At 70.6% G+C, this 22618-nt stretch carries 18 protein-coding genes; 5 read left to right on the top strand and 13 right to left on the bottom strand.

The window, feature by feature from the left end; translation table 11 throughout:
- Window positions 1–58 precede the first annotated feature (58 nt).
- From AFR_RS45975 to AFR_RS09250, 4 genes are read right to left on the bottom strand one after another with little or no spacing between them, the layout of a single operon-like run.
- On the bottom strand, window positions 59–397 hold the full coding sequence (locus AFR_RS45975; protein ID WP_148307914.1) for a hypothetical protein: 339 nt from the start codon (window positions 395–397) through the stop codon (window positions 59–61).
- Window position 398: 1 nt separating this feature from the next.
- Complete coding sequence (locus AFR_RS09260) at window positions 399–1118, bottom strand: hypothetical protein (RefSeq protein WP_023359682.1); 720 nt, start codon at window positions 1116–1118, stop codon at window positions 399–401.
- Between the two features lie 23 nt (window positions 1119–1141).
- The gene (locus AFR_RS09255) at window positions 1142–1474 is read right to left on the bottom strand and encodes a type VII secretion target (RefSeq protein ID WP_023359680.1); all 333 of its coding nucleotides are present in this window, start codon (window positions 1472–1474) and stop codon (window positions 1142–1144) included.
- A complete protein-coding gene (locus tag AFR_RS09250) occupies window positions 1471–1785 on the bottom strand; it encodes a hypothetical protein (protein ID WP_023359678.1) in 315 nt (104 codons plus the stop codon). Before AFR_RS09250 ends, AFR_RS09255 begins: the two co-directional genes overlap by 4 nt.
- 23 nt (window positions 1786–1808) lie before the next feature.
- On the opposite strand from AFR_RS09250, the gene AFR_RS47255 reads away from it, so the two are divergent.
- The 3 genes from AFR_RS47255 to AFR_RS09235 all read left to right on the top strand — a co-directional run bounded on the left by AFR_RS47255 (window position 1809) and on the right by AFR_RS09235 (window position 3779).
- Window positions 1809–2294, top strand: a complete 486-nt coding sequence (locus AFR_RS47255) for a replication initiator (RefSeq protein ID WP_023359676.1) — start codon at window positions 1809–1811, stop codon at window positions 2292–2294.
- A gap of 71 nt (window positions 2295–2365) precedes the next feature.
- Entirely contained in the window at window positions 2366–2587 is a 222-nt protein-coding gene (locus tag AFR_RS09240) for a helix-turn-helix transcriptional regulator (protein ID WP_023359674.1), read from the top strand.
- Window positions 2588–2678: 91 nt separating this feature from the next.
- The gene (locus AFR_RS09235) at window positions 2679–3779 is read left to right on the top strand and encodes a tyrosine-type recombinase/integrase (protein ID WP_023359672.1); all 1101 of its coding nucleotides are present in this window, start codon (window positions 2679–2681) and stop codon (window positions 3777–3779) included.
- Window positions 3780–3860: 81 nt separating this feature from the next.
- Here the strand turns inward: AFR_RS09235 and glnA are convergent, their stop codons facing one another.
- A complete protein-coding gene (glnA, locus tag AFR_RS09230) occupies window positions 3861–5285 on the bottom strand; it encodes a type I glutamate--ammonia ligase (protein ID WP_023359670.1) in 1425 nt (474 codons plus the stop codon).
- 247 nt (window positions 5286–5532) lie between these two features.
- Between glnA and AFR_RS09225 the strand changes: the two genes are divergently transcribed.
- The gene (locus tag AFR_RS09225) at window positions 5533–5958 is read left to right on the top strand and encodes an RDD family protein (RefSeq protein WP_023359668.1); all 426 of its coding nucleotides are present in this window, start codon (window positions 5533–5535) and stop codon (window positions 5956–5958) included.
- Here the strand turns inward: AFR_RS09225 and AFR_RS09220 are convergent, their stop codons facing one another.
- Window positions 5959–6642 (bottom strand): pentapeptide repeat-containing protein, encoded by a 684-nt coding sequence (locus AFR_RS09220; protein ID WP_041840721.1) that lies wholly within the window; start codon window positions 6640–6642, stop codon window positions 5959–5961.
- 30 nt (window positions 6643–6672) lie between these two features.
- Between AFR_RS09220 and AFR_RS09215 the strand changes: the two genes are divergently transcribed.
- The gene (locus AFR_RS09215) at window positions 6673–9744 is read left to right on the top strand and encodes an ATP-binding protein (protein WP_023359664.1); all 3072 of its coding nucleotides are present in this window, start codon (window positions 6673–6675) and stop codon (window positions 9742–9744) included.
- 1 nt (window position 9745) lies between these two features.
- Here the strand turns inward: AFR_RS09215 and AFR_RS09210 are convergent, their stop codons facing one another.
- The 7 genes from AFR_RS09210 to AFR_RS09170 form a co-directional block, all read right to left on the bottom strand.
- Window positions 9746–11680 (bottom strand): esterase-like activity of phytase family protein, encoded by a 1935-nt coding sequence (locus tag AFR_RS09210; protein ID WP_238547253.1) that lies wholly within the window; start codon window positions 11678–11680, stop codon window positions 9746–9748.
- Between the two features lie 227 nt (window positions 11681–11907).
- Entirely contained in the window at window positions 11908–13650 is a 1743-nt protein-coding gene (locus AFR_RS48775; protein WP_023359660.1) for a glycosyltransferase 87 family protein, read from the bottom strand.
- The gene (mptB, locus tag AFR_RS47095) at window positions 13647–15227 is read right to left on the bottom strand and encodes a polyprenol phosphomannose-dependent alpha 1,6 mannosyltransferase MptB (RefSeq protein WP_238547252.1); all 1581 of its coding nucleotides are present in this window, start codon (window positions 15225–15227) and stop codon (window positions 13647–13649) included. Before mptB (AFR_RS47095) ends, AFR_RS48775 begins: the two co-directional genes overlap by 4 nt.
- Before the next feature lie 29 nt (window positions 15228–15256).
- Window positions 15257–17212 (bottom strand): polyprenol phosphomannose-dependent alpha 1,6 mannosyltransferase MptB, encoded by a 1956-nt coding sequence (mptB, locus tag AFR_RS43495; protein ID WP_023359656.1) that lies wholly within the window; start codon window positions 17210–17212, stop codon window positions 15257–15259.
- Window positions 17212–18795: a glycosyltransferase family 39 protein gene (locus AFR_RS09180; protein WP_023359654.1), complete on the bottom strand. Its 1584-nt coding sequence runs from the start codon at window positions 18793–18795 to the stop codon at window positions 17212–17214. The genes mptB (AFR_RS43495) and AFR_RS09180 overlap by 1 nt, the downstream gene beginning before the upstream one ends.
- The gene (locus AFR_RS09175) at window positions 18788–21823 is read right to left on the bottom strand and encodes a bifunctional [glutamine synthetase] adenylyltransferase/[glutamine synthetase]-adenylyl-L-tyrosine phosphorylase (protein WP_023359652.1); all 3036 of its coding nucleotides are present in this window, start codon (window positions 21821–21823) and stop codon (window positions 18788–18790) included. Before AFR_RS09175 ends, AFR_RS09180 begins: the two co-directional genes overlap by 8 nt.
- On the bottom strand, window positions 21824–22609 hold the full coding sequence (locus AFR_RS09170) for a type 1 glutamine amidotransferase (RefSeq protein ID WP_023359651.1): 786 nt from the start codon (window positions 22607–22609) through the stop codon (window positions 21824–21826). It lies immediately after the preceding gene.
- Window positions 22610–22618: the final 9 nt, after the last annotated feature.

The raw sequence follows: 22618 nt of genomic DNA, 5'->3' as shown, positions 1-22618 counted from the left end.
CCGGCTCGAAGAATTCATGAGATTCACGGCGGGCCGTCGGTCGGGCTTTTCAGCTTCGCTATCGTGCGTCGGCCGGCGGTGTGGCGTCAGCAGGTAGTTCTTGGCCGTTGAGACGGGCGCGGGCATCAGAGATGAAGGCTTCGCGTTCTTCGGGTGTGAGTTCCTCCTGCCAGTCCTGAAATTTGCCGATCGCTTCGGTCATTGGGGTGGAGTAGGCGGAGCTCTGGCCAACTGTCCGGAGATCCGAGTGTCCGTCGAGGACGTCACGTGCCATCTCGGCCAGGTCAGGGCCGGCGGCCCCGCCGCGGAGCCGGTTCAGGGCATCCTTGATGGCGCGAGCGACGGCAGGACTACCTGCCATTTGCTCAAGCTGCAGGTTCAGGCGATCGTCGCTCATGTCAGGCCCCCGGGCCGCTGTAGGCGGTAGCAGGCAGCGGCACCGCGGTGAGGTCGCCGCCCTGGTAAGCGGCGTCCATGACACCGCCGAACAGGCCGAGGATGACCGTGCCTGCGGTGTTGATGATGACCGACGCATCGTTGATCAGTTGCAGCATGTCAAGGACGATGTACGCGGCCGCGCCGTAGCCGGCCACCGCGCCGACCCCGGTTTCGATCAGTGCGGTACCAGCGGCGGCGGCGATCCCGGCGAGGATGGCCTTATCAGCCAGTGCCTGCAGGATGTTGCCGAGCTGGTTCGACAGCTGCCAGGCCCCGAGCGCAGCCTTGTGGTAGCTGTCTTGCGTCTTGGCGATCGCGACCTGCTGCCCGCTTGTTGCGGCGGCGAGGTCAGAGAAGTATTTGTAGGCGGCGTCGCTGGCGTTGCCGTCCCAGGAGGCGTCGAGCTGGAGCATCCCGGTTTGGATGTTGATGCCGATCTGCTGCATGCACTGGGCGAGGTTGGCCATCGCGTCGCCGTACTTCCATAGCGACTCCCAGTCGCCGCTGACCCAGTCGGTCATCCAGCCGAAGACGTCGACGCCGGTGAGCTTCTCGATGGCGGCGTTGAGCCATGCCGACGGGCTTACGTAGTTGAACAGATCGAGCGGGTTGGCGAAGCCGTTGCTCACGCTGTCGTCCGGCTTGGCGGGCTCCGTGAGGAACGCTGTCGGGTCGTCCATGTCGTTGTCCCCAGTGCCTGGTGTCAGTCGTGCTTGAACGAGGTGCGAGGCACCACCGGGTAGGTGGAGTCGACCTTCGCGGCGGCGCTCTCGTCGGTTTGCTCGTACTTGGCGGCAAGCTGTTTGAGTGCCACTTCTGAGGAGTCGGCCAGGTCCATTAGGTGCTTGAGCATGGTGTTCAGCGACGCTACGAAGTCGGCGTGGGCACCGGAGATGTAGCCCATCAGGCCGCTCTCGTGGGTGCTGAAGCTGCCGTGCTTGTTCACGTAGGCGTTCGCGGTGTCAGCCGCGCGGCGGACCGCGGCGAGCTCGTCGGCGTACTTGCGGACGGCCTGGGGGTCGACCTCGAAGCTCATGAGTTGCCCATCTTGCCGATGACCGCGATCGCCACAATCAACAGACCGGAGCCGATGCCCGCGTACAGGGCAGAGCGCGGCCACAACGACTTCATCCGCTCCGTGTCCGACGTCTGATGCAACCGGACCGCATCCCGCACCGACACCGCAAACGCAGCGGCCGGGAGCAGCAGGATCACGAAGCCGAGAACAGGCGCGGTGCCCTTAACGAGGCCCACCACCCCGGCGACAAGAGCCAGAACGTAGACGAAGGCGAGCAGTAGTGCGAACTTGCCGACCACGCGTCGTAACTCCATGGCCGAATCGCGCACGCCACTCCCCAATCACCGGATCTGTGACCGCGACGCTACCGAGAGCCGAGCCAGTCTCGGCTGAGCCGTTCGGCCCCCTGCGGACCGACCCGGACTGCGGTGGCTGCACCCGCTACCGGACCTGTCCGAGCTGCGCGGCGGAACAGGTCGCCGCCACCGATGCGGCCCGCCGGGTCCCGGCCGGGCCGCCGGCCAGCCCGTATCTGAAGCTGCGCAAGTGGGCCCACATGCTCGGCTTCGGCGGCCACTTCCTCACCAAGTCCCGCCGCTACTCCATCACCTTCGCCATGCTCGACGACGAACGCGTCACGTTCCGCCGCGCGCAGACTGGCGGCCCCGAACGGTCCGACCCGGTCGCGGAGCCCACGACGCTGGTCATCAACTTCCTCGCCTTCGTTGGCGCCGGGTGGCAAACCCCGGCCGACGCGATGCTCGCCAACACCTCCGCTGCAATGGCCCGAGAGCACCAAGATGCCGCTCGGCAGTACCTGCACACGGCAACCGCATGAGCGGACGTCAACCGTCAAGGCGAGCTTGACGCCTAGCCCAGAGATGAATCGGGCCCAATGGAATCGGAGCAATGGCAGTGAAGACAGCGCACGTGAGCGCGACGGCCGCCGAACGGCTATGGACGGTCGACGACGTCGCCGCCTTCCTTCAGGTGCCAGTCGCCACTCTCTACCAGTGGCGGCACCACCGCACCGGGCCGCCCGCCTACAAGGTGGGGCGGCATCTCCGCTACGACCCCAACGCGGTACACGCCTGGCTGACTGAGCAGGTAGGTGGCGACGATGCCCGTTGATGACCTGTGGTATCTGACGAAACGAGGGCCGGACGGGCTCCGTCTACCTTCCAAGAGGCACGGCCGCGGTAAGCGTTGGCGGGTCCGGTGGGTGGACAACGTCGGCAGCTCGCGGGAACGCCTCTTCGAGCGCAAGGCAGACGCCGACCGGTACGACGCCAACGTGCGGGCCGACCTGAGCCGGGGTGAGTACATCGATGAGCGCAGCGGACTCATCAGCGTGGCGGAGCTGGCCGAGCGGTGGCGTGCTGACCAGCTCCACATCGAGAGCACGGCGATTCATGTGGAGCACGCCATCCGGCTGCACATCGCGCCGACTATCGGCAGAGTCGCGGTCGGGAAGGTGCGACCGAGCAACGTGCAGGCCTGGGTCAAGGATCGGTCAGCGGTGCTGGCTCCCACGACGCTGCGGGTGGTCTACCGCTATCTGAGCGCGATCTTCGCCTCTGCGGTGCGCGATCGGCTCATCGCCCGCACGCCGTGCGTCGACGTCAAGTTGCCGGGCGTCGACCGCGACAAGCGCGTGATTCCGACCCCGGAGCAGGTCCACAGTCTGGCGCGGCTGATGCCGGATCGGCTGTCGGCGGCGGTTTACGTGGCGGCGGGTTGCGGTCTGCGGTTGGGTGAGGTACTCGGCCTTGAGGTGGAGGACATCGACTTCGACCGGGCCGAGCTATCGGTGCGCCAGCAGCTCAAGTCCCACAAGGGCCGTCCGCCCTACCTTGGCCGGCCGAAGACGAAGACCAGCAGTCGGGTGGTCGAGCTGCCCGAGGTGGTGGCACACGCGCTGCGCAGTCATCTCGAGAACGCGCCGAAGCCGATTGAGGTGGACGACGACACGAACCCGCGGAAGCCGATTCGGCGACCCGCCGCGCTCGTGTTCCGCAGTGCTGACGGTGGCCCGGTGTTCGCCTCGACGTTCTCGCGGACCTGGGTGCCGGTGCGGACCCAGGTGGGGCTGCCGGGCCGTTGGGGGTTCCACGGACTGCGGCACTACTACGCGACGCTGCTGATCCACGCGGGTGCAAGCGTCAAGACGGTGCAGCTGGCGCTCGGGCACTCCACGCCGACGATCACGCTCAACGAGTATGTGCATGAGTGGCCGGACGTGCTGGATCGCACCCGGGCGCTGGTCGACGGCGCTCTCGGGAAGCCGGAAACGGCGGCCACACCGGCTGTGAGCCAGGCATGACCGCCGTTCCGTACGTTGTGCCCAATCTGTGCCCGCCGCAAGATCAGAAAGCATCGGTCCTGGTCAGGGCACTAAATCAGGTCAGACGTTGTAGTACATCTCGAACTCGTGCGGGGTGGGGCGGAGGCGGACCGGGTCGATCTCGTTGGTTCGCTTGTAGTCGATCCAGGTGGAGATCAGGTCGTCGGTGAAGACGCCGCCGGCGGTGAGGAACTCGTGGTCGTTCTCGAGGGATTCGAGGACGGCGTCGAGGGAGCCGGGGACCTGCTTGACGTTGCCCCACTCCTCCGGGGGGAGGTCGTAGAGGTCCTTGTCGATCGGGGCCGGGGGCTCGATCTTGTTCTTGATGCCGTCGAGGCCGGCCATCATCTGGGCCGAGAACGACAGGTACGGGTTCGACGACGGGTCCGGGACGCGGAACTCGACGCGCTTCGCCTTGGGGTTGCTGCCCGTGACCGGGATGCGGGTGCAGGCGGAGCGGTTGCGCTGCGAGTAGACCAGGTTGACCGGGGCTTCGTAGCCGGGCACGAGACGCCGGTACGAGTTGACGGTCGGGTTGGTGAACGCGAGCAGCGACGGCGCGTGGTGCAGGAGGCCGCCGATGTACCAGCGGGCGGTGTCCGACAGGCCCGCGTAGCCGGTCTCGTCGTAGAACAGCGGCTCGCCGTTCGACCAGAGGCTCTGGTGGGTGTGCATGCCGGAGCCGTTGTCACCGAAGAGCGGCTTCGGCATGAACGTCGCCGTCTTGCCGTGCTCCCAGGCGGTGTTCTTGATGATGTACTTGAACATCTGCATCTGGTCGCCGGCGTGGAGCAGCGTCGAGAACTTGTAGTTGATCTCGGCCTGGCCCGCGGTGCCGACCTCGTGGTGCGAACGCTCGACGGTGAAGCCGACGTCGATCAGGCGGCGCACCATGGCGTCGCGCAGGTCGGAGTAGTGGTCGAGCGGCGAGACTGGGAAGTAGCCGCCCTTGTACGCGGTCTTGTAACCGCGGTTGCCGCCCTCCTCCTCCTTGCCGGTGTTCCAGGCGCCCTCGATCGAGTCGATGTAGTAGAACGCCTGGTGGGCGGACGTCTCGTGCCGGATCGAGTCGAAGATGTAGAACTCGGCCTCGGCGCCGAAGTACGCCGTGTCGGCGATGCCGCTCGACGCGAGGTAGGTCTCGGCCTTCTTCGCGACGTTCCGCGGGTCACGGGAGTAGGCCTCACGCGTGAACGGGTCGTGGATGAAGAAGTTCAGGGCGAGCGTCTTCTGGATGCGGAACGGGTCCACGAACGCGGTCGTGACGTCCGGGAGCAGCATCATGTCGGACTCGTGGATGGCCTGGAACCCGCGGATCGAGGATCCGTCGAAGGCGAGACCGTCGGTGACCACACTGTCGTCGAACGACTCCACCGGCATGTTGAAGTGCTGCATCACGCCGGGAAGGTCACAGAATCGTACGTCGACGAACTTGACGTCCTCGTCTTTGAGGTATCGCAGGAGTTCCTCGGGATTGGCGAACACACGTCCTCCTGGCACAAAGATTTTTCGAACCTGGGCGGCGTCAGCCGCCGCGTGGCAAGGCTGGTCGCGACGCTATGGGTCCGCGGTTGCCCGGGCGTATCCCTATTGTTACCGGCGTGTTACGGAGCCTGTGATCAGCCCGCGACCACCCGGACCCTACCGCCGGCCGCGGCGCTGCCGGGCCAAAATGCTCCGACAGGTACGCCCACAGCAATACTCCAGCCGTACGCCGTTACTCTCGTTTCTCGTGGCGACACGCGCGAACGGCTCCCCGACTCCGCCCGAGAAGGCGGCTGCCCTCGATCTGACACAGCTGAAGCCGGCGCATTTCGGACGCCGGTTCGCGGCCCTGCTGATCGACTGGGCGCTCTGCCTGATGATCTCGAGTTTCTACGCCGACCCGCGGGTCGTGGCCTGGCCGCCCGTGGTCGTGCTGATCCTCTTCAACGTGGTCTTCATCGGCCTGTTCGGACAGACGCTGGGCATGGCCCTGGCCCGCATCCGCTGCGTGTCGGTGGTCGATGGCGGCGCGATCGGCGTCGTCAAGGGTCTGGTGCGTGGTGTGCTGCTCGCGCTGCTGGTCCCGGCGGTCATCATGGACGGCGACCGCCGCGGTCTGCACGACCGCGCCGCCGGCTCGATCGTCGTGGCGCTGCCCCCACGGGCCAGATAGTCACTCCAGGTCGACCTTGATGCCCAGCCCGGCGGCGAGCGTGTAACTCAGCGCCGGGAGGTCGTCGGCGTGCACGATCACCCCGCGCCAGCTGGTGATCCCCGCGATCCCGTCCAGTTCGCAGCGGCGGAACCGCGTACCGTCCATGTCCGCGTGGTGGAACTGGGCCCCGGTCAGGTCGCAGTTGCTGAAGCGGGCACCCCGGAGGTCGGCGTTGGTGAAGTCCGCGCCCGCCAGGTTGCAGCCGGTGAAGCGCACGCTGTCGAAGGCCGTGAAGCGCCAGCCCGACAGGTCCAGCCGGCACTGGTCGAAGGCGACGTCGCTCAGCTTGCCGTCGGTCACCGTGAAGCCCGTCATCCGCGACTCCTCGAAGATCGCCCGGTGGACCGCACCGCCGTCGCTGCGGACGTTCGCCCAGTTCGAGGTCTGCACCTGGCAGTCGGTCAGGGACAGGTGCGGCAGCAGCGAGCCGGACAGGTCGACGCTGCGGAAGCGGCACTGGGCGATCTCCAGCGACTCCGACTCCCGCCCGGAAAGATCAAGACCGGTGAAGGCCAGTCCCTCGTACGCCGCCTCGGGCTCGAACTCGTGCAGGTCGAGCGTGGCCGTCCTGAAATAGGCAGGAGTCACGGGCTTGCGCGGCTCCCCGGTGCGACGGGACGGTGTGCGGCGGGCTGAAGGCATCCCGACACACTAGGGAGGAGAATCGGACGCGTGGACATCGCGGTGCTCGGTCCGGTCGAGCTACGGTCCGGTTCCGGTACGGCGGTGCCGGTCGCGGGCGCGCGTCTGCGTACCCTGCTGGTCCTGCTGGCGCTCGACGCGGGCCGCGCTGTCTCGACCGGGCGGCTGGCCGACGGGGTCTGGGGTGATGATCAGCCGGCGGCGGCCGGGAACGCGCTGCAGGCGCTGATCTCCCGCCTGCGCCGCGCTGCCCCCGGGCTGGCGATCGCCGCGACCCCGGCCGGTTACCGGCTCGACCTGGACCGCGACCGGGTGGACGCGCACCGTTTTGCCCGGCTGGTCTCCGAGGGCCGCTGCGACGAGGCGCTGGCGCTGTGGCGCGGGCCGACGGAGTTTCCGGACGTGGCGCGGGCCGACGCGGTGCGGCTCGACGAGTTGCGCCTGGCCGCGTGGCAGGACAGCGCCGAGGCGCGGCTGCGCGCGGGTGGCGGCGCCGAGCTCGTCGCCGAGCTGGAGGCCGTGGTTGCGGAGCATCCGCTGCACGAGCCCCTGGCCGGTCTGCTGATGCGGGCGCTGGTCACGGCCGGTCATCCCGGGCGGGCGCTGACGGTTTTCGAGCGCCTGCGGGCCGGGCTGGCCGACACGCTGGGCGCCGATCCATCACCCGAGCTCGCGGCGCTGCACGTGGAGACGTTGCGCGGGCAGCAGCGCCGGGCGCGGGGCAACCTCCCGGCCGGGGTGAGCAGTTTTGTCGGCCGCGAGGACGACCTGCGGACGGTCCGGAAGCTGATCGCCGAGCACCGGCTCGTGACCCTGACCGGGCCCGGTGGCAGCGGAAAGACCCGGCTGTCGGTGGAGGCGGGTCAGTCGCTGACCACCGTACGGCCGGACGGCGTGTGGCGGGTCGAGCTGGCGCCGGTCAGTGATCCCGCCGAGGTGCCGCAGGCGATCCTGACCGCGCTGCGGCTGCGCAGTCAGATCCCGATGATCCGGCCCGGGCGCAGCCCGCTGAGCGAGTCCGTCGACCCGCTCGCCCGACTGACCGAGGCGCTGGCCGGCAAGGACCTGCTGCTGATCCTCGACAACTGCGAGCACCTGATCGACGCCGCGGCCACGGTCGCCGACGCGCTGCTGCGCGCCGCCCCCGGGCTGCGGTTGCTGGCGACGAGCCGGGAGCCGCTCGGCATCCCCGGTGAGCAGCTCTGGCCGGTCGAACCACTTGCCCTCCCGCCCACGGAGACGCAGGCGGCGAGCTTCCCGGCCGTACGCCTGCTGCTGGACCGGGCAGTGGCCGCGCGGCCGGATTTTACGCTCGACGCCCGCACCACAGGCCCGGTGGTCCGGATCTGCCGGGCGCTGGACGGCATGCCGCTCGCCATCGAGCTGGCCGCGGCCCGGCTGCGGACGCTGCCCGTCGAGGTGCTGGCCGACCGTCTCGCCGACCGGTTCCGGCTGCTCACCAACGGCAGCCGCACCGCGCTTCCCCGCCATCAGACGCTGCGGGCGGTGGTCGACTGGAGCTGGGACCTGCTCGACGACAACGAGCGCGCCCTGTGGCGGCGGTTCTCGATCTTCCACGGCGGCGCCGAGGTCACCGCGGTCGAGCAGGTCTGCGGGGCCGACGTCGACCTGCTGGGTGCCCTGGTCGACAAGTCCCTACTGGTCCTGACGGGCGACCGCTACCGGATGCTGGAGACCATCCGGGAGTACGGCCGGAACCGTCTCGCCGAGGCGGGTGAGACCGAGCGGATGCGCCTGGCGCACGCCCGCTACCTGCTGGAACTGGCGACCGCTGCCGAGCCCGAGCTACGGCGGTCCGACCAGCTCACCTGGCTGCGCCGGCTCGGCGCCGAGCACGACAACCTCCACGCCGCCGTCCGCGCGGCGATCGACGCCGGCGACGCCCGCACGGCGACCGCGCTGACCGCCCGGCTGGGCTGGTACTGGTGGCTGCGCGGGCACCGCGCCGAGGGCTGCGCGCTGGCCCGGGACGTGCTCGCGCTGACCGGCGAGACGGATCCCGAGGACCGTGCCCTGGCCTACACCTACGCGGCCATGAACGGGCTCGAGGGCGCCGCCCCGATCGACGAGGTCGTCGGGTGGTTCGGCGCCGCCGAGCGGCAGGGCGCCGGACCCGGGGCCGCGCACCCGGTCCTGCGGCTGCTGCGGCCGCTGTCGGCGATCTTCCAGGCCGGCGGGCAGGTACGGGAGATCGAGCTGGTCGAGCCGCTCTTCGACGACCCCGACCCGTGGCTGCGCGCGATCTCCAAGATGCTCGTGGCGCAGCTACGGCTCAACTTCGGGCAGAGCCCGGATCTCGCCCGGGCCGAGCTGCGGGAGGCGCTCGACGGATTCCGCGCCACCGGCGAACGCTGGGGCATCGGCTTCTCGCTCAGCTCGCTCGGTGACATGGCCGCGGCCCGCGGCGACTTCGAGGAGGCGGTCGGCTGGCAGCGCGAGGCGATCACCCTGGTTCGCGAGGTCGGCATCCGGGAGGACCTGCCGCAGCTCGAGATGAAGCTGGCCCAGCAGCTGTGGCTCGCCGGCCACGACACCGAGGCGCGCCGGATGCTCGAGCAGGCGCGGGAGTCGGCCGAGGACGTCGGCTTGTCCGAGGTCATGGCTTCGGTGGAGTACGGCTATGCGACCCTCGCCCGCGAGGAGGGCGCCCTGGACGAGGCTCGCCGCCGGATGGCCCGGGCGGCCGAGCTGATCGACGCCTCGTCGCTGGCACCGCAGTTCAGGGCGATGACCCACTCGGGGCAGGCCCTGATCGAGGGCGCGGCGGGTGACCTCGCGGCGGCCCGCGACCTGCATGTGAGCGCAGTCGAGATCGCCGCCGACACTCGGGACTCGCCCGTCATGGCCCAGACCCTGGTCGGTGTGGCCGACTACGCGCTGCGTCTCGGCGAACCGGCTCGGGCGGCGATGCTGCTGGGCGCGGCCGACGCCGTTCGCGGCTCCGAGGACCGGTCGGTGCTGGACACCGCCCGCATCCGGACCGCGGCCCGCGCCGCACTGGGCGACGCGGGCTACGCGGAGGCCTACCGCTCGGGCGCGGACGTCACCCTGGAGACCGCGCTCGCTGCGACAGGCCTGTGACTCAGAAGCGGCCCAGGCGCAGGAAGACCGTCTCACCCGTCGCGTCGTCGATCGCGTCGTTGTCGGTGACGGCGTACGCCTGACCGTTGCCCGCGATCGCCAGACCCTCGACCTTGTCCTGCACCCAGCCGTTGTCCGCCTTCAGCATCGGCAACAGGTCCTCGACCAGCGACTTCCGCACGACCGGAACACCGGTCCACGTCTTCGGCACGTCGAAGCGGTAGATCTTCTTGATCGCCGCCGCCGGTCCGCGCTGGTTGTCCCGCTCGACGACCGCAAACGTGTTGTGGTCCACGGCGACCAGCTCCGACAGTCCGGTCCAGCCGACCTTCGCGGTGTCCAGCGGGTAGGCCAGCCACGACCAGGTGCCGTTCGACCAGCGGCCGACGCGCGCGGTCGTCTCGCCCTTCAGCGGGCGCTGCACCGCGACCCACACGTCGGTGCCGGCGACGGCGATCCCCTCCAGGCCGTTGGTGGTCACCGCGGCCGCCACGTCGGCGGGCAACGGCACTTCCTCCTGTACGCGGCCACGCTCGTCCACCCGTACCAGAAGGTTGGGGGTGGAGGCGGAACCCTCGACGGCCAGCCAGTAACCGCCGGTCCTGAGGGTGGCGACGCCCTCGGCGTCGTAACCGATCGGCCGGCCGTCCTTGGTCACGGTGAGCTCGCGGATGATCGCCGCCGGGCGCACCGCGGTGTCGATGGTCAGCAGCCGCGTCGGGCTGTAGGCGCTGTCGGTGACCGAGACCAGCTGGTCCTTGCGCCCCGGCACGGCCGCCAGGCCCGACAGCGTGCCCCACGGGATGGTGTTGCGGGACACCAGCGACGGGAACGACGACCGCCCGAACCCGTAGATCTGCACGGTGCCGCGGATGCCCTCGTCCGGGAGCTCCTCTTCGCTGGAGACGACGATCAGGTTGCGCTTCGGCACGGCGACAACACCCTCGGGGCCGTTGGTCGTCGGCAGGATCTGCCGGAACTTCGGCGCCCACGGGCGCGACACGTCGTAGACGGCGGTGAAGTTGCCGCGCTCGGCGTTGACAAAAACGTACGGAACGCCGTCGAACCGGCCGAACGCCACGTTCTCCGGCTCGATGCCCTTGGCGTCGGAACGCTTGTCCGGGTAGAGCCCGTGCTCGACCGCCAGGTGCTCGAGCGTGTTGCCGGCGTCCCAGACGACCTTGCCGCCACGGTCGAAGATCGTCCAGCCGCGGGAGCCGCCCTCGTAATCACCCTCGTTGGCCGTGGCGAACAGGTCGTCGGAGAGCCAGGTGACACCGTCGGGCTCGCGCTTGGCGGTGATCGTCCCGCTCAGCTCGATGCGGTCGTCGTCCTCGGTGTCCACGCCGGACACCGTGACCGTACCCGCGCTGAAATGCTTGACGACCTTGCGCTTCGCCAGCGACACGATCGCCAGGTGGTTGTTCTCCTGCAGGCTGACGATCGCCTCGTCCCGCGAGTTGACGCTGACGTACTCCGGCTCCGGATCACCGGGCGCGACCTCGGCCAGACCGGTGAGATCAACCTTGCTGACCGCCCAGGTACGCGTGTCGATCACCGACAGGTAACCGGCGGGCGCCTGCGGAATCGCACCGTCGTCGACGTCCTCGTCACGCTCGTTCTCGATCGCGACGGCGATGTACCGTCCGCTCGGCGCCACGGCGACGGAGTCAGGCTGCCCGCCCAGATCCAAACTCTTCCGGATCACCCGGGTACGCGCGTCGATCACCACGAGCTTGCCGGACGGCTCGGTGAAGCTCGCACTGGTGTTCACCCCGGCGAGCAGCAACCCCCCGAGATGCGCGACGGAGGTCGGCTCACCACCCATCGCCAGCGTGCCGGCCGGCTTCGGCCGCGACGGATCGGTGATGTCGACAAAACCCAGCCGCTTGCCGGGGCTGTCGGTGTAGACCACCGTGCGCCCGTCCTCGGTCACGGTGGAAATCTCCGCGGCGGCGGTGTCGTCGACACTGGAATTCAGATAGGCCGGAACGGTCGCGAGCCGCTTCCACTGCTGAGGTGCCGGTTGCCCGTGCGCCGACGCTGTAGCTGGTGCCGCAAGTGCGGTCAGGGCCGCGATGCCTCCCAGAGCCAAAACTTTTCTGGTACGGCGAAACGATGTGCTGGATGGCATGGACACTGCCTACGGGCACCACCCGACCCTCAGGTGACCACCCGGGAAACGTCAGGTGTCCCTGCCTTGCCCATCGGACGCCTTGTCTCATCCGTCCTGATCTTGGAGGTGACCGGCATACCGATGAGCAGCGCCAGGCTGAACCAGACGTAGAGATTGCTGCCGAGGAAGGCCAGGGGCGGCTTGGGTCCGGTCTCCCACAACCAGGTCAGATGCGAACTGAGCACGAGGTAGGCCGAAGCGCCCAGCCATAACGACCGCCGGTCTCCTGCGCGCGCCTTGCTGCTGTCGTGGTCGGGGGTTGCGGGGTTGGTGATCCGCTCGCCGCCGCGGGTTGCGGCAGGCTCGCCGCCGGAGTTGACGCCTGGCTCGCTGCCGGGGTTTGCCGCAGTCTTGCTGTTGAGTTTTGCGGCAGGCTCGCTGCTGGGTGTTGTGGCCGGCTCCGGGCGGGGGTTTGCGGCCGGCGTGCTGCCGGGTGCTGGGAGCTTTGCGGCCGGCGTGCTGCCGGGTGCTGGGAGCTTTGCGGCCGGCGTGCTGCCGGGTGCTGGGAGCTTTGCGGCCGGCGTGCTGCCGGGTGCTGGGAGCTTTGCGGCCGGCGTGCTGCCGGGTGCTGGGAGCTTTGCGGCCGGCGTGCTGCCGGGTGCTGGGAGCTTTGCGGCCGGCGTGCTGCCGGGTGCTGGGAGCTTTGCGGCCGGCGTGCTGCCGGGTGCTGGGAGCTTTGCGGCCGGCGTGCTGCCGGGTGCTGGGAGCTTTGCGGCCGGCGTGCTGCCGGGTGCTGGGAGCTTTGCGGCCGGCGTGCTGCCGGGTGCTGGGAGTGAGGTCAGGCCGGCTTCGACGCAGCGGACGATGGCCGGGAGCAGCCAGACACAGTGGTGGATCCAGGTGACCGGGCTGATCAGGCAGCCGAGCAGGCCGGTCAGGGCCAGCCCGCCGAAATGGTCACCGTTCCGGGCCGCCGCGCGCACCCGCCAGAACCAGAAACCGAGCGTCAGCAGCACACCGACGATCCAGAGCTTGGACTCGACACCGTCGACCGGAAGCCGCGCGAGCATCCCCCGCAGCGACTGGTTGGAGAGATATTCGAGGTTGCCGACCCGGTTGGTGTCCCACAGCGCGGCCGTCCAGAACTCCCGCGCCTCGTCCGGGAAGATCCACGCGGCCACCAGCGTCGCCGCAGCGGCCGCCCCGATGGCCGTACCCGCAGCCCGCCACTGCCGCGTGACCAGCAGATAGAGGATGAACACGCCAGGGGTCAGCTTGATCGCGGTGGCCAGCCCGATGCCGACACCCGCCCACCGCCGCCCGCGCGCCACCCCGAACAACACGTCACCGGCGACCAGCGCCAGCAGCAACGTGTTGACCTGCCCGAACCCGAACGTCTCCCGTACCGGCTCGAAGCAGAGCGCCAGCGCCACCGCGACGCTTCCCGCAAACCACTTCGTCCAGCCTTTCCTGCGTACGAGCGGCGCGACCAGCCACCACGTCAGCACCGCCGTGCTGACCACCGTGGCCAGGCACGCAATCACCAGAATCACCGGAAACGGCAGAAACGCCATCGGCGCCATGACCAGCCCGGCAAACGGCGGATACGTGAAGCCGTAGGGAGTTCCCGGCCGCAACCAGTCGTAGACCATGCCACCGTCACGGAACCAGTAGCGAACGGCACCGGAGTAGACCTTCGAGTCGAAGAACCCGTGGTGCACGGAAGCCCACACCAGCAGCGCCGCGGTGACCACCGCACAGGCGGCAACGATCAGGGCCCGGCGAGTCACGCGAACACCCTACGGCGCCGCACCTGAACAACAGCCAGGACCACAAGCGCGGCAGTCACCACGATCGCCCCCGGTATCCGCGTGTAGAGCGCCCAGTTGTACCCGGCCGGCAAGGTCAGCGTCGCCGCAAACGCACAAAGCCCCAGCAGCCAGCGATTGTCGTCCTCGATTCCGCCTGTGGCCGGGTGCTGCGGATCGCCGGCACGGCTGCCGGTGGTGGCTGGATCGCGGAGGCGGGTGCCGGTGGTGGCAAGAACCGCGAGGGGCCATGTGGCGTACCAGGGGTGGAAGACCGGCGCGCACAGCACCGTCGCGGCCAGGGCCAGGCCCGCGCCGGGCAGCGCGCCGCCCTGCCGGGCCCGCCACCAGAGGGCCACCAGGATCACCGCGAGCAGAACCACACCGATCGCCCGCGTGACCGGCACCGCGTTGATCTCGGGGCCGAAGAGCCGGACCAGAAACTCCACGGTGAGCCCCACGGCGGTCGACGGCGAACCCCAGGTGACGCTGTCGCCGCTCCGGGCCAGACCGGCCACCCAGCCGAACCCGCGCCCAGAAACCAGCGACAACACCGCGGTGGCGAGCAGCGCTCCCCCACCGATAGCCACGGCCGGCCGCCACAGCGCTCTGAGCGGTGCCGAGTTTCTGACGACGGCCAGGACGGCGAACGGCAGGACGACCACGGCGGTTGCTTTCACCGCAACCGCAAGACCGAGCACCACCCCACCGCCGACCAGAAACGCCAGGACTCGCCACGCCGGCCGTCCCAGTCCGCCCCGGGTGCCCGAAAGGCGGTCCGGATCCTCCCGCTCGGTGGCCGACGACTGATCCTGCTGCGCTGCGTCAGAAAAGCCGGACCGGTCGGCGTTCAGAAGGCTGGGCTGCCCGGTGGTCGGTGGAAGCGTGGCAGACTTGGCGATCAGGGCGAGGCCGGCGACGATGAGGCCGATCATCAGAGCGTCGTTGTGGGCGCCCGACACCAGGTGGACCAGCACCAGCGGGCAGGCCAGCACCAGCCACACCGCCCTCGCCGGGTCCTTCCCCGCGCGCCTGGCCAGCACCGGCAGGCCCAGAGCGGTCAACGCCAGACCCGCCAGCGCGATCACCCGCAACCCGGCGATGACCGCGCCCAGCGAGTCTCCGGCCAGGCCCACCGCCCAGGCCGCCAGGATCAGGAACAACGGACCGTACGGCGCAGGTGAGTCGCGCCAGGAGGTTGCCACCGAATCGAGCCAGGGGCAGCCGAACTCCTGGACGCCCATCGCGTACGGGTCACCGCCGGCGTGCTGGACGTAGCCCTGGCAGGCGTAGGAGTACACGTCCGCGCTGCCCAGGGGCAGGAACGGGAGCACCGGCAGGAGCCACAGACCGGTGGTGATCAGGGCCCAGCGTGTCGAGGGCACCACGTGCCGCCCCCACCACCACGCGGAGATCAGCAGGGCGGTGCCGACGACCCAGCAGATCGGCAGCAGCACACCCTTCTGCCCGCTGAGCAGCGTGAGGGGGTTGACGCTCGGCACCCGCTCAAAGCCGGACCCGCCGAGGTAGGCACTGCCGGCGGTCGCCAAGCTGCCCACGAAGCCGCCCCACCGGATGACCGCGGGTTTCAAGAGACGGGCTCGCGCAGCCACGTGACGGCACGCCACAGCACCCAGCCGACGAGCGCGGTGACCAGGAACGCAAACGGCACCTGCAGCGGTTTCCACGCGCCGTCACCGTTGGGCAGGATCAGAAACATCGACGCGACCACAGCGATCTCCAGCCACCGCATGCGCACGGTTGTGACGGCCAGCAACACCAGCACCCAGTACAGGTACCAGGGCTGCGTGATCGGCGCGCAGAAGATGACGATGAGGCAGGCCAGCGCCGCGCCGTGCAGAGCGTTCCCCCGCCGGAAGCGCCACCAGACCACCACCAGGGCGACCAGCATCAGGCCCAGCGCGACCAGCCGCGTCGCGGGCACCACATCGATCTGCGCCCCGAACCACTTCCCGACAGCGTTGACCGCAATTCCGACCGCGGTCGACGGCGAAGTCCAACTCCGCGACTCCCCCGCGCCGGACAGGGCCGTGGCCCAGCCCAGCCCGAGCCCCGACACGAACGAAAGAACAAGCAACCCGGCAAGCGCCCCACCGACCACCGCGCCACCCCGCCGCAGGAAGCGCAACCAGCCGTCACGCCCGGCCTGCAGTCCCCCGGCAGCGAGCAACGCCGCAAACGGCAGCACCACACCGACGGTCGTCTTGATCGCAATGCCCGCGCCGACCAGCGCACCCCCCGCCACCAGCCAAGCGATAGACCGGCCACCCCCCGACCGCACCCGCTCCCCGCCGGCCAAATTCGCGCTGACCAAGTCCCGGTCGATCAAGTCCGCGTCCGCTGAGTCGCGGTCGGCCCGGTTCGGGTCGGCCAAGTCTGCGCCGGCCCGGCCCACTCCAGGCCGATTCGCGCCAGGCCGAAGCGGGTCGCTGTCAGGCGACGGCCCATCCTCTGCGGGGTAAGGCCGCTCACTGCCGGTCCGATTCGCGCCAGGCCAAAGCGGGCCGCCGCCGGGCGACGGCCCATCCTCTACGGGGTAAGGCCGCTCACTGCCGGTCCGATTCGCGCCAGGCCAAAGCGGGCCGCCGCCGGGCGACGGCCCATCCTCTACGGGGTAAGGCCGATCATCGCCGGCCCGATTCCCGCCCTGCCAAAGCGGGTCACCGCCGGGCGACGGCCCATCCTCTGCGGGGTCGGGCCGATCATCGCCGGCCCGGCCAGCGCCCGGCCGAAGCAGATCACCGCCGACTCGAAGCCGACCCCCGCCAGGTCTCGAAGCTGCGATCATCGCGAGGCCCGCGAGCAGGGCCACCATGGTCAACGCGTCGTTGTGCCCGCCACCGATGACGTGGATGGCCACGATCGGGCAGCACAGGACCAGCCACAGGGCCCGGTCCGGAGGCGCGCCCAGCCGGCGGGCGAGCACGGGCACCACGGCCGCGAGGGCGATCACCGCCAGCAGGGCGTAGATGCGGAAGATCGCGAGCGCGAGGATCTGGGAGCCGAAGGCAGCGGCCAGGCCCGCGAGCATGATCCAGAGCGGCCCGTACGGCGTGGGGGTGTCGCGCCAGACCACCGAGACCGAGTCGAGCCAGGGGCATGGCTGGGCCGAGATGCCGACGACCGAGGGGTTGAAGCCCGCGTCGTAGCTGGAGCCCTGGCAGGCGTACGCGTACATGTCTCGGCTGGCCAGGGGTGGGATCACCAGGAGCGGGACGATCCAGAGCAGGGCGGTGACGATGATCCAGCGCTGGGACGGCAGAGTGATCTTGCGGCCCCACCACCAGGCGATGCACAGGGCGGTGAGCCCGGCGATCCACAACAGCATGATCGCCACGCCGTTGGGTCCGCGCAGGATGCTCATGACGGACACGCCGCGGCGGATCCACGTGGGTGCGCCGAAGAGGATGCCGTCGATCGCGCAGCAGAGTGCGCCGAAGAAGCCCAGCCAGCGCAGCACCGCTGGTCGCGCCAGCCAGCCCTCGACGGTCTGCCGGTGCCCGGTGAGCAGGGCGGCGGCCATCAGTTGGCCCTCAGGATCGTCACGTCCTCGACGACCGTGTCGAGGTGGTAGTGCGCGGCGAGGTCGGCCGCGATGCCACCGCTGGGGTCGACGGCGGCCGGTGGCGTGTCGAGGACAACCAGCACCGGCCGCTGCGGCGAGGTGAGCATCGCGCGCAGCCGTGGCAGTGCGTCCGGGATCTTGTCGATCGGTTTGCCCCAAAGGTAGGGATACGGCGATTGGCGGTCCGCCGCGAAGTACAGGTACGCCTCGGACTCCAGCACGTAGATCCGGTCGTCCGGCGCGGTGGAAGCCCTGATCACGGCGGCTATCCGGTCGTCGCGGGCGGCCAGCGCATCGTACGGGATGGTGTCCGCACGCCGGGCCGGCGACATGACGGCCAGCGTGACCAACCACCCGAGGGTGGGCAGCACCACGACCGCGGCGAGCACCCGCCGCCATCGCACCGAACGGACGCCGACCACCGCGGCGGCGACCAGCAGCACCAGGGCGGGCAGCGGCTGGACGAAGTAGTGCGGCCAGTACGAGCCGCCGAGGTTGATGCCCACGAACCCGGCGAACAGCCAGGCGCCGAGCAGCCACCGGCCACCGCGGTCGAACGCCTTCCACCCGAGCAGCGACACGATCAGGATCACGGTCAGGTCGAGCGCGATGTCCCCGGCGTGCCGCCCGAGATCCGTCAGCCGGGTCCCGGTGTTCGACCCGGACCCGCCCATGGCGGAGAGCTGATAACCGATCAGCGCCGTCCAGTAGTAGGACCACCCGACCGCGATCCCGTGCAGCACAGAAGCCAGAAGCGGAAGAGCCACCCCGCCGAGGAACGCCCCACCGGCGGCAAGCACCCCCACCCCGTCAGGCACAGGCTCGGCAGTGCCCTCCGATGCGGACGGAAGGCGGGCTGCCTCTGACCCGGTGAGCAAGTGGAAGGCCGGGCCGGCCGGGTCGGAGGCGGGTGAGAGCGAGGACGGCGAGCCGGCCGGACCGGAGACGGGGGCGGGCCGCACGGATCGAGCGGCGCGGGCGACCAGCAGAAGGATGACCAGGCCGACGACGATGCCGTCGATGCCGGACTGTTTCATCGTGAGGGCGACGCCGGACAGCACACCCGCCCCCGCCAGCCACCACAGGGATCGGTCGCGCCGCCACCAGAAGACCGCCAGGGCGATCGCCACCGTCGACGGGACGGAGGCGAGGAGTTCGCCGTTGAAGGTGATGCCTTCGAGGTGGGGAGCGAGGCCGACGACGGCGTAGATCCAGGCGGCGGCGATGCCGGTCGCGCGGCCGATCAGCAGCCAGCCGATCGCGGCGAGGGCCACGGTGATGATCGCGCCGGCGAGGACCATGCCGAGGCGGATCGTCCAGCCGGAGTCGTCGATGGCGAGCAGGGCGCGGTAGGTCAGGAGCAGGCCCTGCGGGCGGTCGAGCCAGGCGGTGTCGTAGAGGCGGTCACCGCGGGACCACTGCTGGGCGACGTAGGCGTAGCCGCCCTCGTCGGTGGACAGGCCGGTGAACAGGAACGGCACGCGCAGCAGCACGGCGAGGACCGCCGCCGCCAGGATCGGCCGGCGGGCGGCGTCAAGCATCCAGGACACGCTCCATCGCCGCGCGGGACCGGCGGGTGATGCGCAGGTAGCGGTCGACGAACTCGCCCGGGTCGCCGCCGCCGAGCAGCTGGACGACACCGGCCAACTCGACACCGTGGCGGGGCAGCTGGTCGGTCGGGCGACCGCGGACCAGGGTCAGGGCGTTGCGCACCTGGGCCGCCAGGGTCCAGCCGGCGGTCATCGCGGCGGCGTCGACCTTGTCGACCAGCTTGGCGTCGAGCTCCGCGCTGAGCGCCTCCAGGGTGCGGGTCATCCGGAGGGCGGGCAGGGCGTAACCGTGGCGCAGCTGGAGCAGCTGCACCGCCCATTCGACGTCGGCGAGGCCACCGCGGCCGAGCTTGGTGTGGGTGTTGGGGTCGGCGCCCCGGGGCAGCCGCTCGGTCTCGACCCGGGCCTTGATGCGGCGGATCTCGACAACCTGCTCACGGGTGAGGCCGCCGCTCGGGTAGCGCATGCCGTCCGCGAGCTCCTCGAACTCACGGCCCAGCCCTTCGTCGCCGCAGACAAAACGGGCGCGCAGCAGCGCCTGGGACTCCCACACCTTCGACCAGCGGGCGTAGTACTGCGCGTAGGCGTTCAGGCTGCGGACGAGCGGACCCTGGCGGCCCTCGGGGCGCAGGTCGGCGTCGATGCCGAGCGCCGGGTCGGGCGCGGGAGCGCTGAGCGTGCGACGCATCTCCTCGGCGATGGCGTGGGCCGACGCGCTGGCCTCGCCGTCGGACATGCCCTCCGGCGGCGCGTAGACGAAGAGCACGTCGGCGTCGGAGGGGTAGCTCATCTCGTAGCCGCCGAGCCGGCCCATCCCGATGACCGCAAAACGCAGGCCGTCGGGGCCGGGGTGGACCCGGCGGGCGGCGTGCAGCGCGGCACCCAGCGTCGCGTCGGTGACGTCGGAGAGGGCGATGCCGACCGCGTGGACGTCGAGCGGGTGGGCCGGGGCAAGGTCACCGGCCCGGCTGAGGATGTCGGCGCAGGCCAGCCGGAACAGCTCCCGGCGGCGCAGGGCGCGGACGGCCGTGATCGCCTTGGCCGGGTCGGTGGTGCCGTCACGCAGGTGCCGGTCGGCGGCGGCGATGAACCCGTCGCGCAGCACGTCACGCGGCCGGGGCTGCAGCTCGGCGTCGTCGGCGAGCAGCCGCAGCGCCTCGGGGTCGCGGGTGAGCAGATCCGTCGCGTACCGGGAGAGGCTGAGGACACGCGCGAGCCGGCGGGCGACCGGGCCACCGTCACGCAGCAGGCGCAGATACCACGGGGTGCTGCCGAGCTTGTCGGAGACGTGGCGGTAGTTGAGCAGGCCGCGGTCGGGCTCGGGGGCGTCCGCGAACTCCTGGAGCAGCATCGGCAGCAGGGTCCGCTGGATCGCCGCGGTGCGGCTGACCCCGCCGGTGAGGGCCTGCAGGTGGCGCAGCGCCCCGGCCGGGTCGGCGAAACCGAGGATCTCGAGCCGGCGACCGGCGGACTCGGTGGTCATCCGCAGCGCCTCGGCGGGCACCCGGGCCACCGCCTCGAGCAGCGGCTGGTAGAGCAGCTTGACGTGCAGGCGCCGCACGTGGGAGGCGTGGCCGACCCAGTCGGAGCGGAACGCCTCGACCGCGTCGCGTCCGGGCAGCGCCCGGTAACCCAGCGCGGCGGCGAGCCAGCGCAACGCCTTGGGGTCGTCCGGCACGGTGTGGGTGCGGCGCAGATTTTGCATCTGGAGGCGGTGCTCGATGCTGCGGAGGAAGCGATATCCGCGCAGCAGCGTCTCGCCGTCCTCGCGGCCGACGTAACCGCCCGCGACCAGGGCGCGCAGGGCGGGCAGCGTGCCCGGCTCGCGCAGCGTCTCGTCGATGCGGCCGTGCACGAGCTGCAGCAGCTGCACCGCGAACTCGATGTCACGCAGCCCGCCCGGCCCCCGCTTGATCTCGCGGTCGACCTCGCGGGGCGGGACGTTGTCGATGATCTTCCGGCGCATGTCGCGGACGTCGGCGACCGCCTCGGGCCGCTCGGCCGCGTGCCAGACGAGCGGGGCGAGGTCGTCGATCCACTCGGCCGCCAGCGGCAGGTCACCGGCGGCGGGACGGGCCTTGAGCAGCGCCTGGAACTCCCAGGTGCGCGCCCACCGGCGGTAGTAGGCCTGGTGGCTGGCCAGGGTGCGGACCAGAGGACCGCGGTTGCCCTCGGGCCGCAGCGCCGCGTCGACCGGCCAGGCGACCTGTCCGCAGACCTCGATGAGCCGGGCCGCGACGGTGGTGCCGGCGCTGAGGTCGTCGTCACCCGCGGCCACGAAGATGACGTCCACGTCGGACACGTAGTTGAGCTCGTAACCGCCGCACTTGCCCATCGCGACCACGGCCAGCCGCGGCTCCGGGGTGCCGGCCGGCAGGCCCGCAACGGCGATTGCATAGGCCGAGGCCAGGGTCTCGTCGGCGAGACGGGACAGCGCGGCCATCGTCGGCTCCAGGCCGCGACCGCCCGTCAGGTCGGCGGCCACGATCCGGAGCAGAGAGATCCTGTACGCGGTCCGCAGCGCCGGCACCGTCGGCGGCCCCTCGGCCATCGACTCACCGAACTCCAGGTGACCCTCGGCATTGGGCGGGAGCCCCGTCTTGCCGGTCGCGAGGACCCGCCACTGGTCGTGGTTGGCCACCAGGTGGTCACCCAGCGCGGACGAGGCGCCGAGCACCGCCACCAGCCGCCGCCGCAGGCCGGGGTCGGCGTAGAGCGCGTGGAGCACGGCGTCGGCGGCCGGGCTCTCGACGATGTCCTCGCCGGGACCGATCACCGGGCCGCCGTTGGCGCGGTGCGCGGCCCGGGCGACGGAGTCGATCAGCCGGTGCAGCTGGCGCAGCGCCAGGTTGGGGTCGGCCGCGCGGGACAGGGCGTGGATGAGCTCACCGGCGTCGGCGTCGACCGGACCCTGCGCCTCGACGTCCCACAGGCGCAGCCCGCCCGGGCCGAGGAGGTCGGCCGCGCGGGTGCCGTTGTCGGCGAAGCCGTACCGGGCCAGCCGGCTGGGCCTGGTCACCTACTGACCCAGCAGCGGAAGGGTGCGGAGGGTGCCGGGGTTGGGGATGTCGGCGTCCGGCAGCTGACCGAGGGCGAGCGCGGCGAAGCGGGCCGCGAACGGCTGCCACACCTCCTCGACGTCGGCCAGGACCTCGGCGGTGGCCGCGACCACGGCCTCCGCGTCGTAACCGAGCTCGTCGAGGGTCGCGCTGTCGGTGCGGGTCCACTCGGCGATCATGTCGGCGTCGCACTCGATGTGGAACTGCAGGCCCCAGGCCCGGTCACCGAGGCGGAAGGCCTGGTGCGGATAGCGGGTCGAGGCGGCCAGCAGCACCGCGTTGATCGGCAGCTCGGTGATCTCGTCGCTGTGCCACTGCACCACGTCGGGCAGCAGCGGCACCCGCTTGAAGAGGGGGTCGTTGTCGGAGGCATCACGCCGGGCGACCAGCCCCGGGCCGATCTCGGGCCCGGAGGTGCTGCGCTCGACCAGACCGCCGTGGGCGGTGGCCAGCAGCTGCCCGCCGAGGCAGACCCCCAGTGTCGGCACGTGGTGGCGCACCGCCTTGCGCAGAAGCCCCTCCAGCGCCGGGAACCACGGCGCCGCGGGCTCCCCCGTCGCGCTCGCACAGGCGCTCTGGTCGCCGCCGAGCACCACCAGGGCGAGAAAGTCGTCGAGCGTCTCGGGCAGCGGATCACCCGCATGCGGGCGCAGCACGGTCAGCTCCAGGCCCGCCTCGGCGAACCAGTCCCCCAGCCTGCGGAGATCGTCGGACGGGTCGTTCTCGATTACCAGCGCTGTTCCCACGGTTCGAGG

It is taken from the genome of Amorphoplanes friuliensis DSM 7358 (assembly GCF_000494755.1).
GTDB classification, from domain to species: domain Bacteria; phylum Actinomycetota; class Actinomycetes; order Mycobacteriales; family Micromonosporaceae; genus Actinoplanes; species Actinoplanes friuliensis.
Note: the sequence above shows the minus strand (reverse complement) of the source record. Positions and strands in the feature narration are given on the sequence as shown.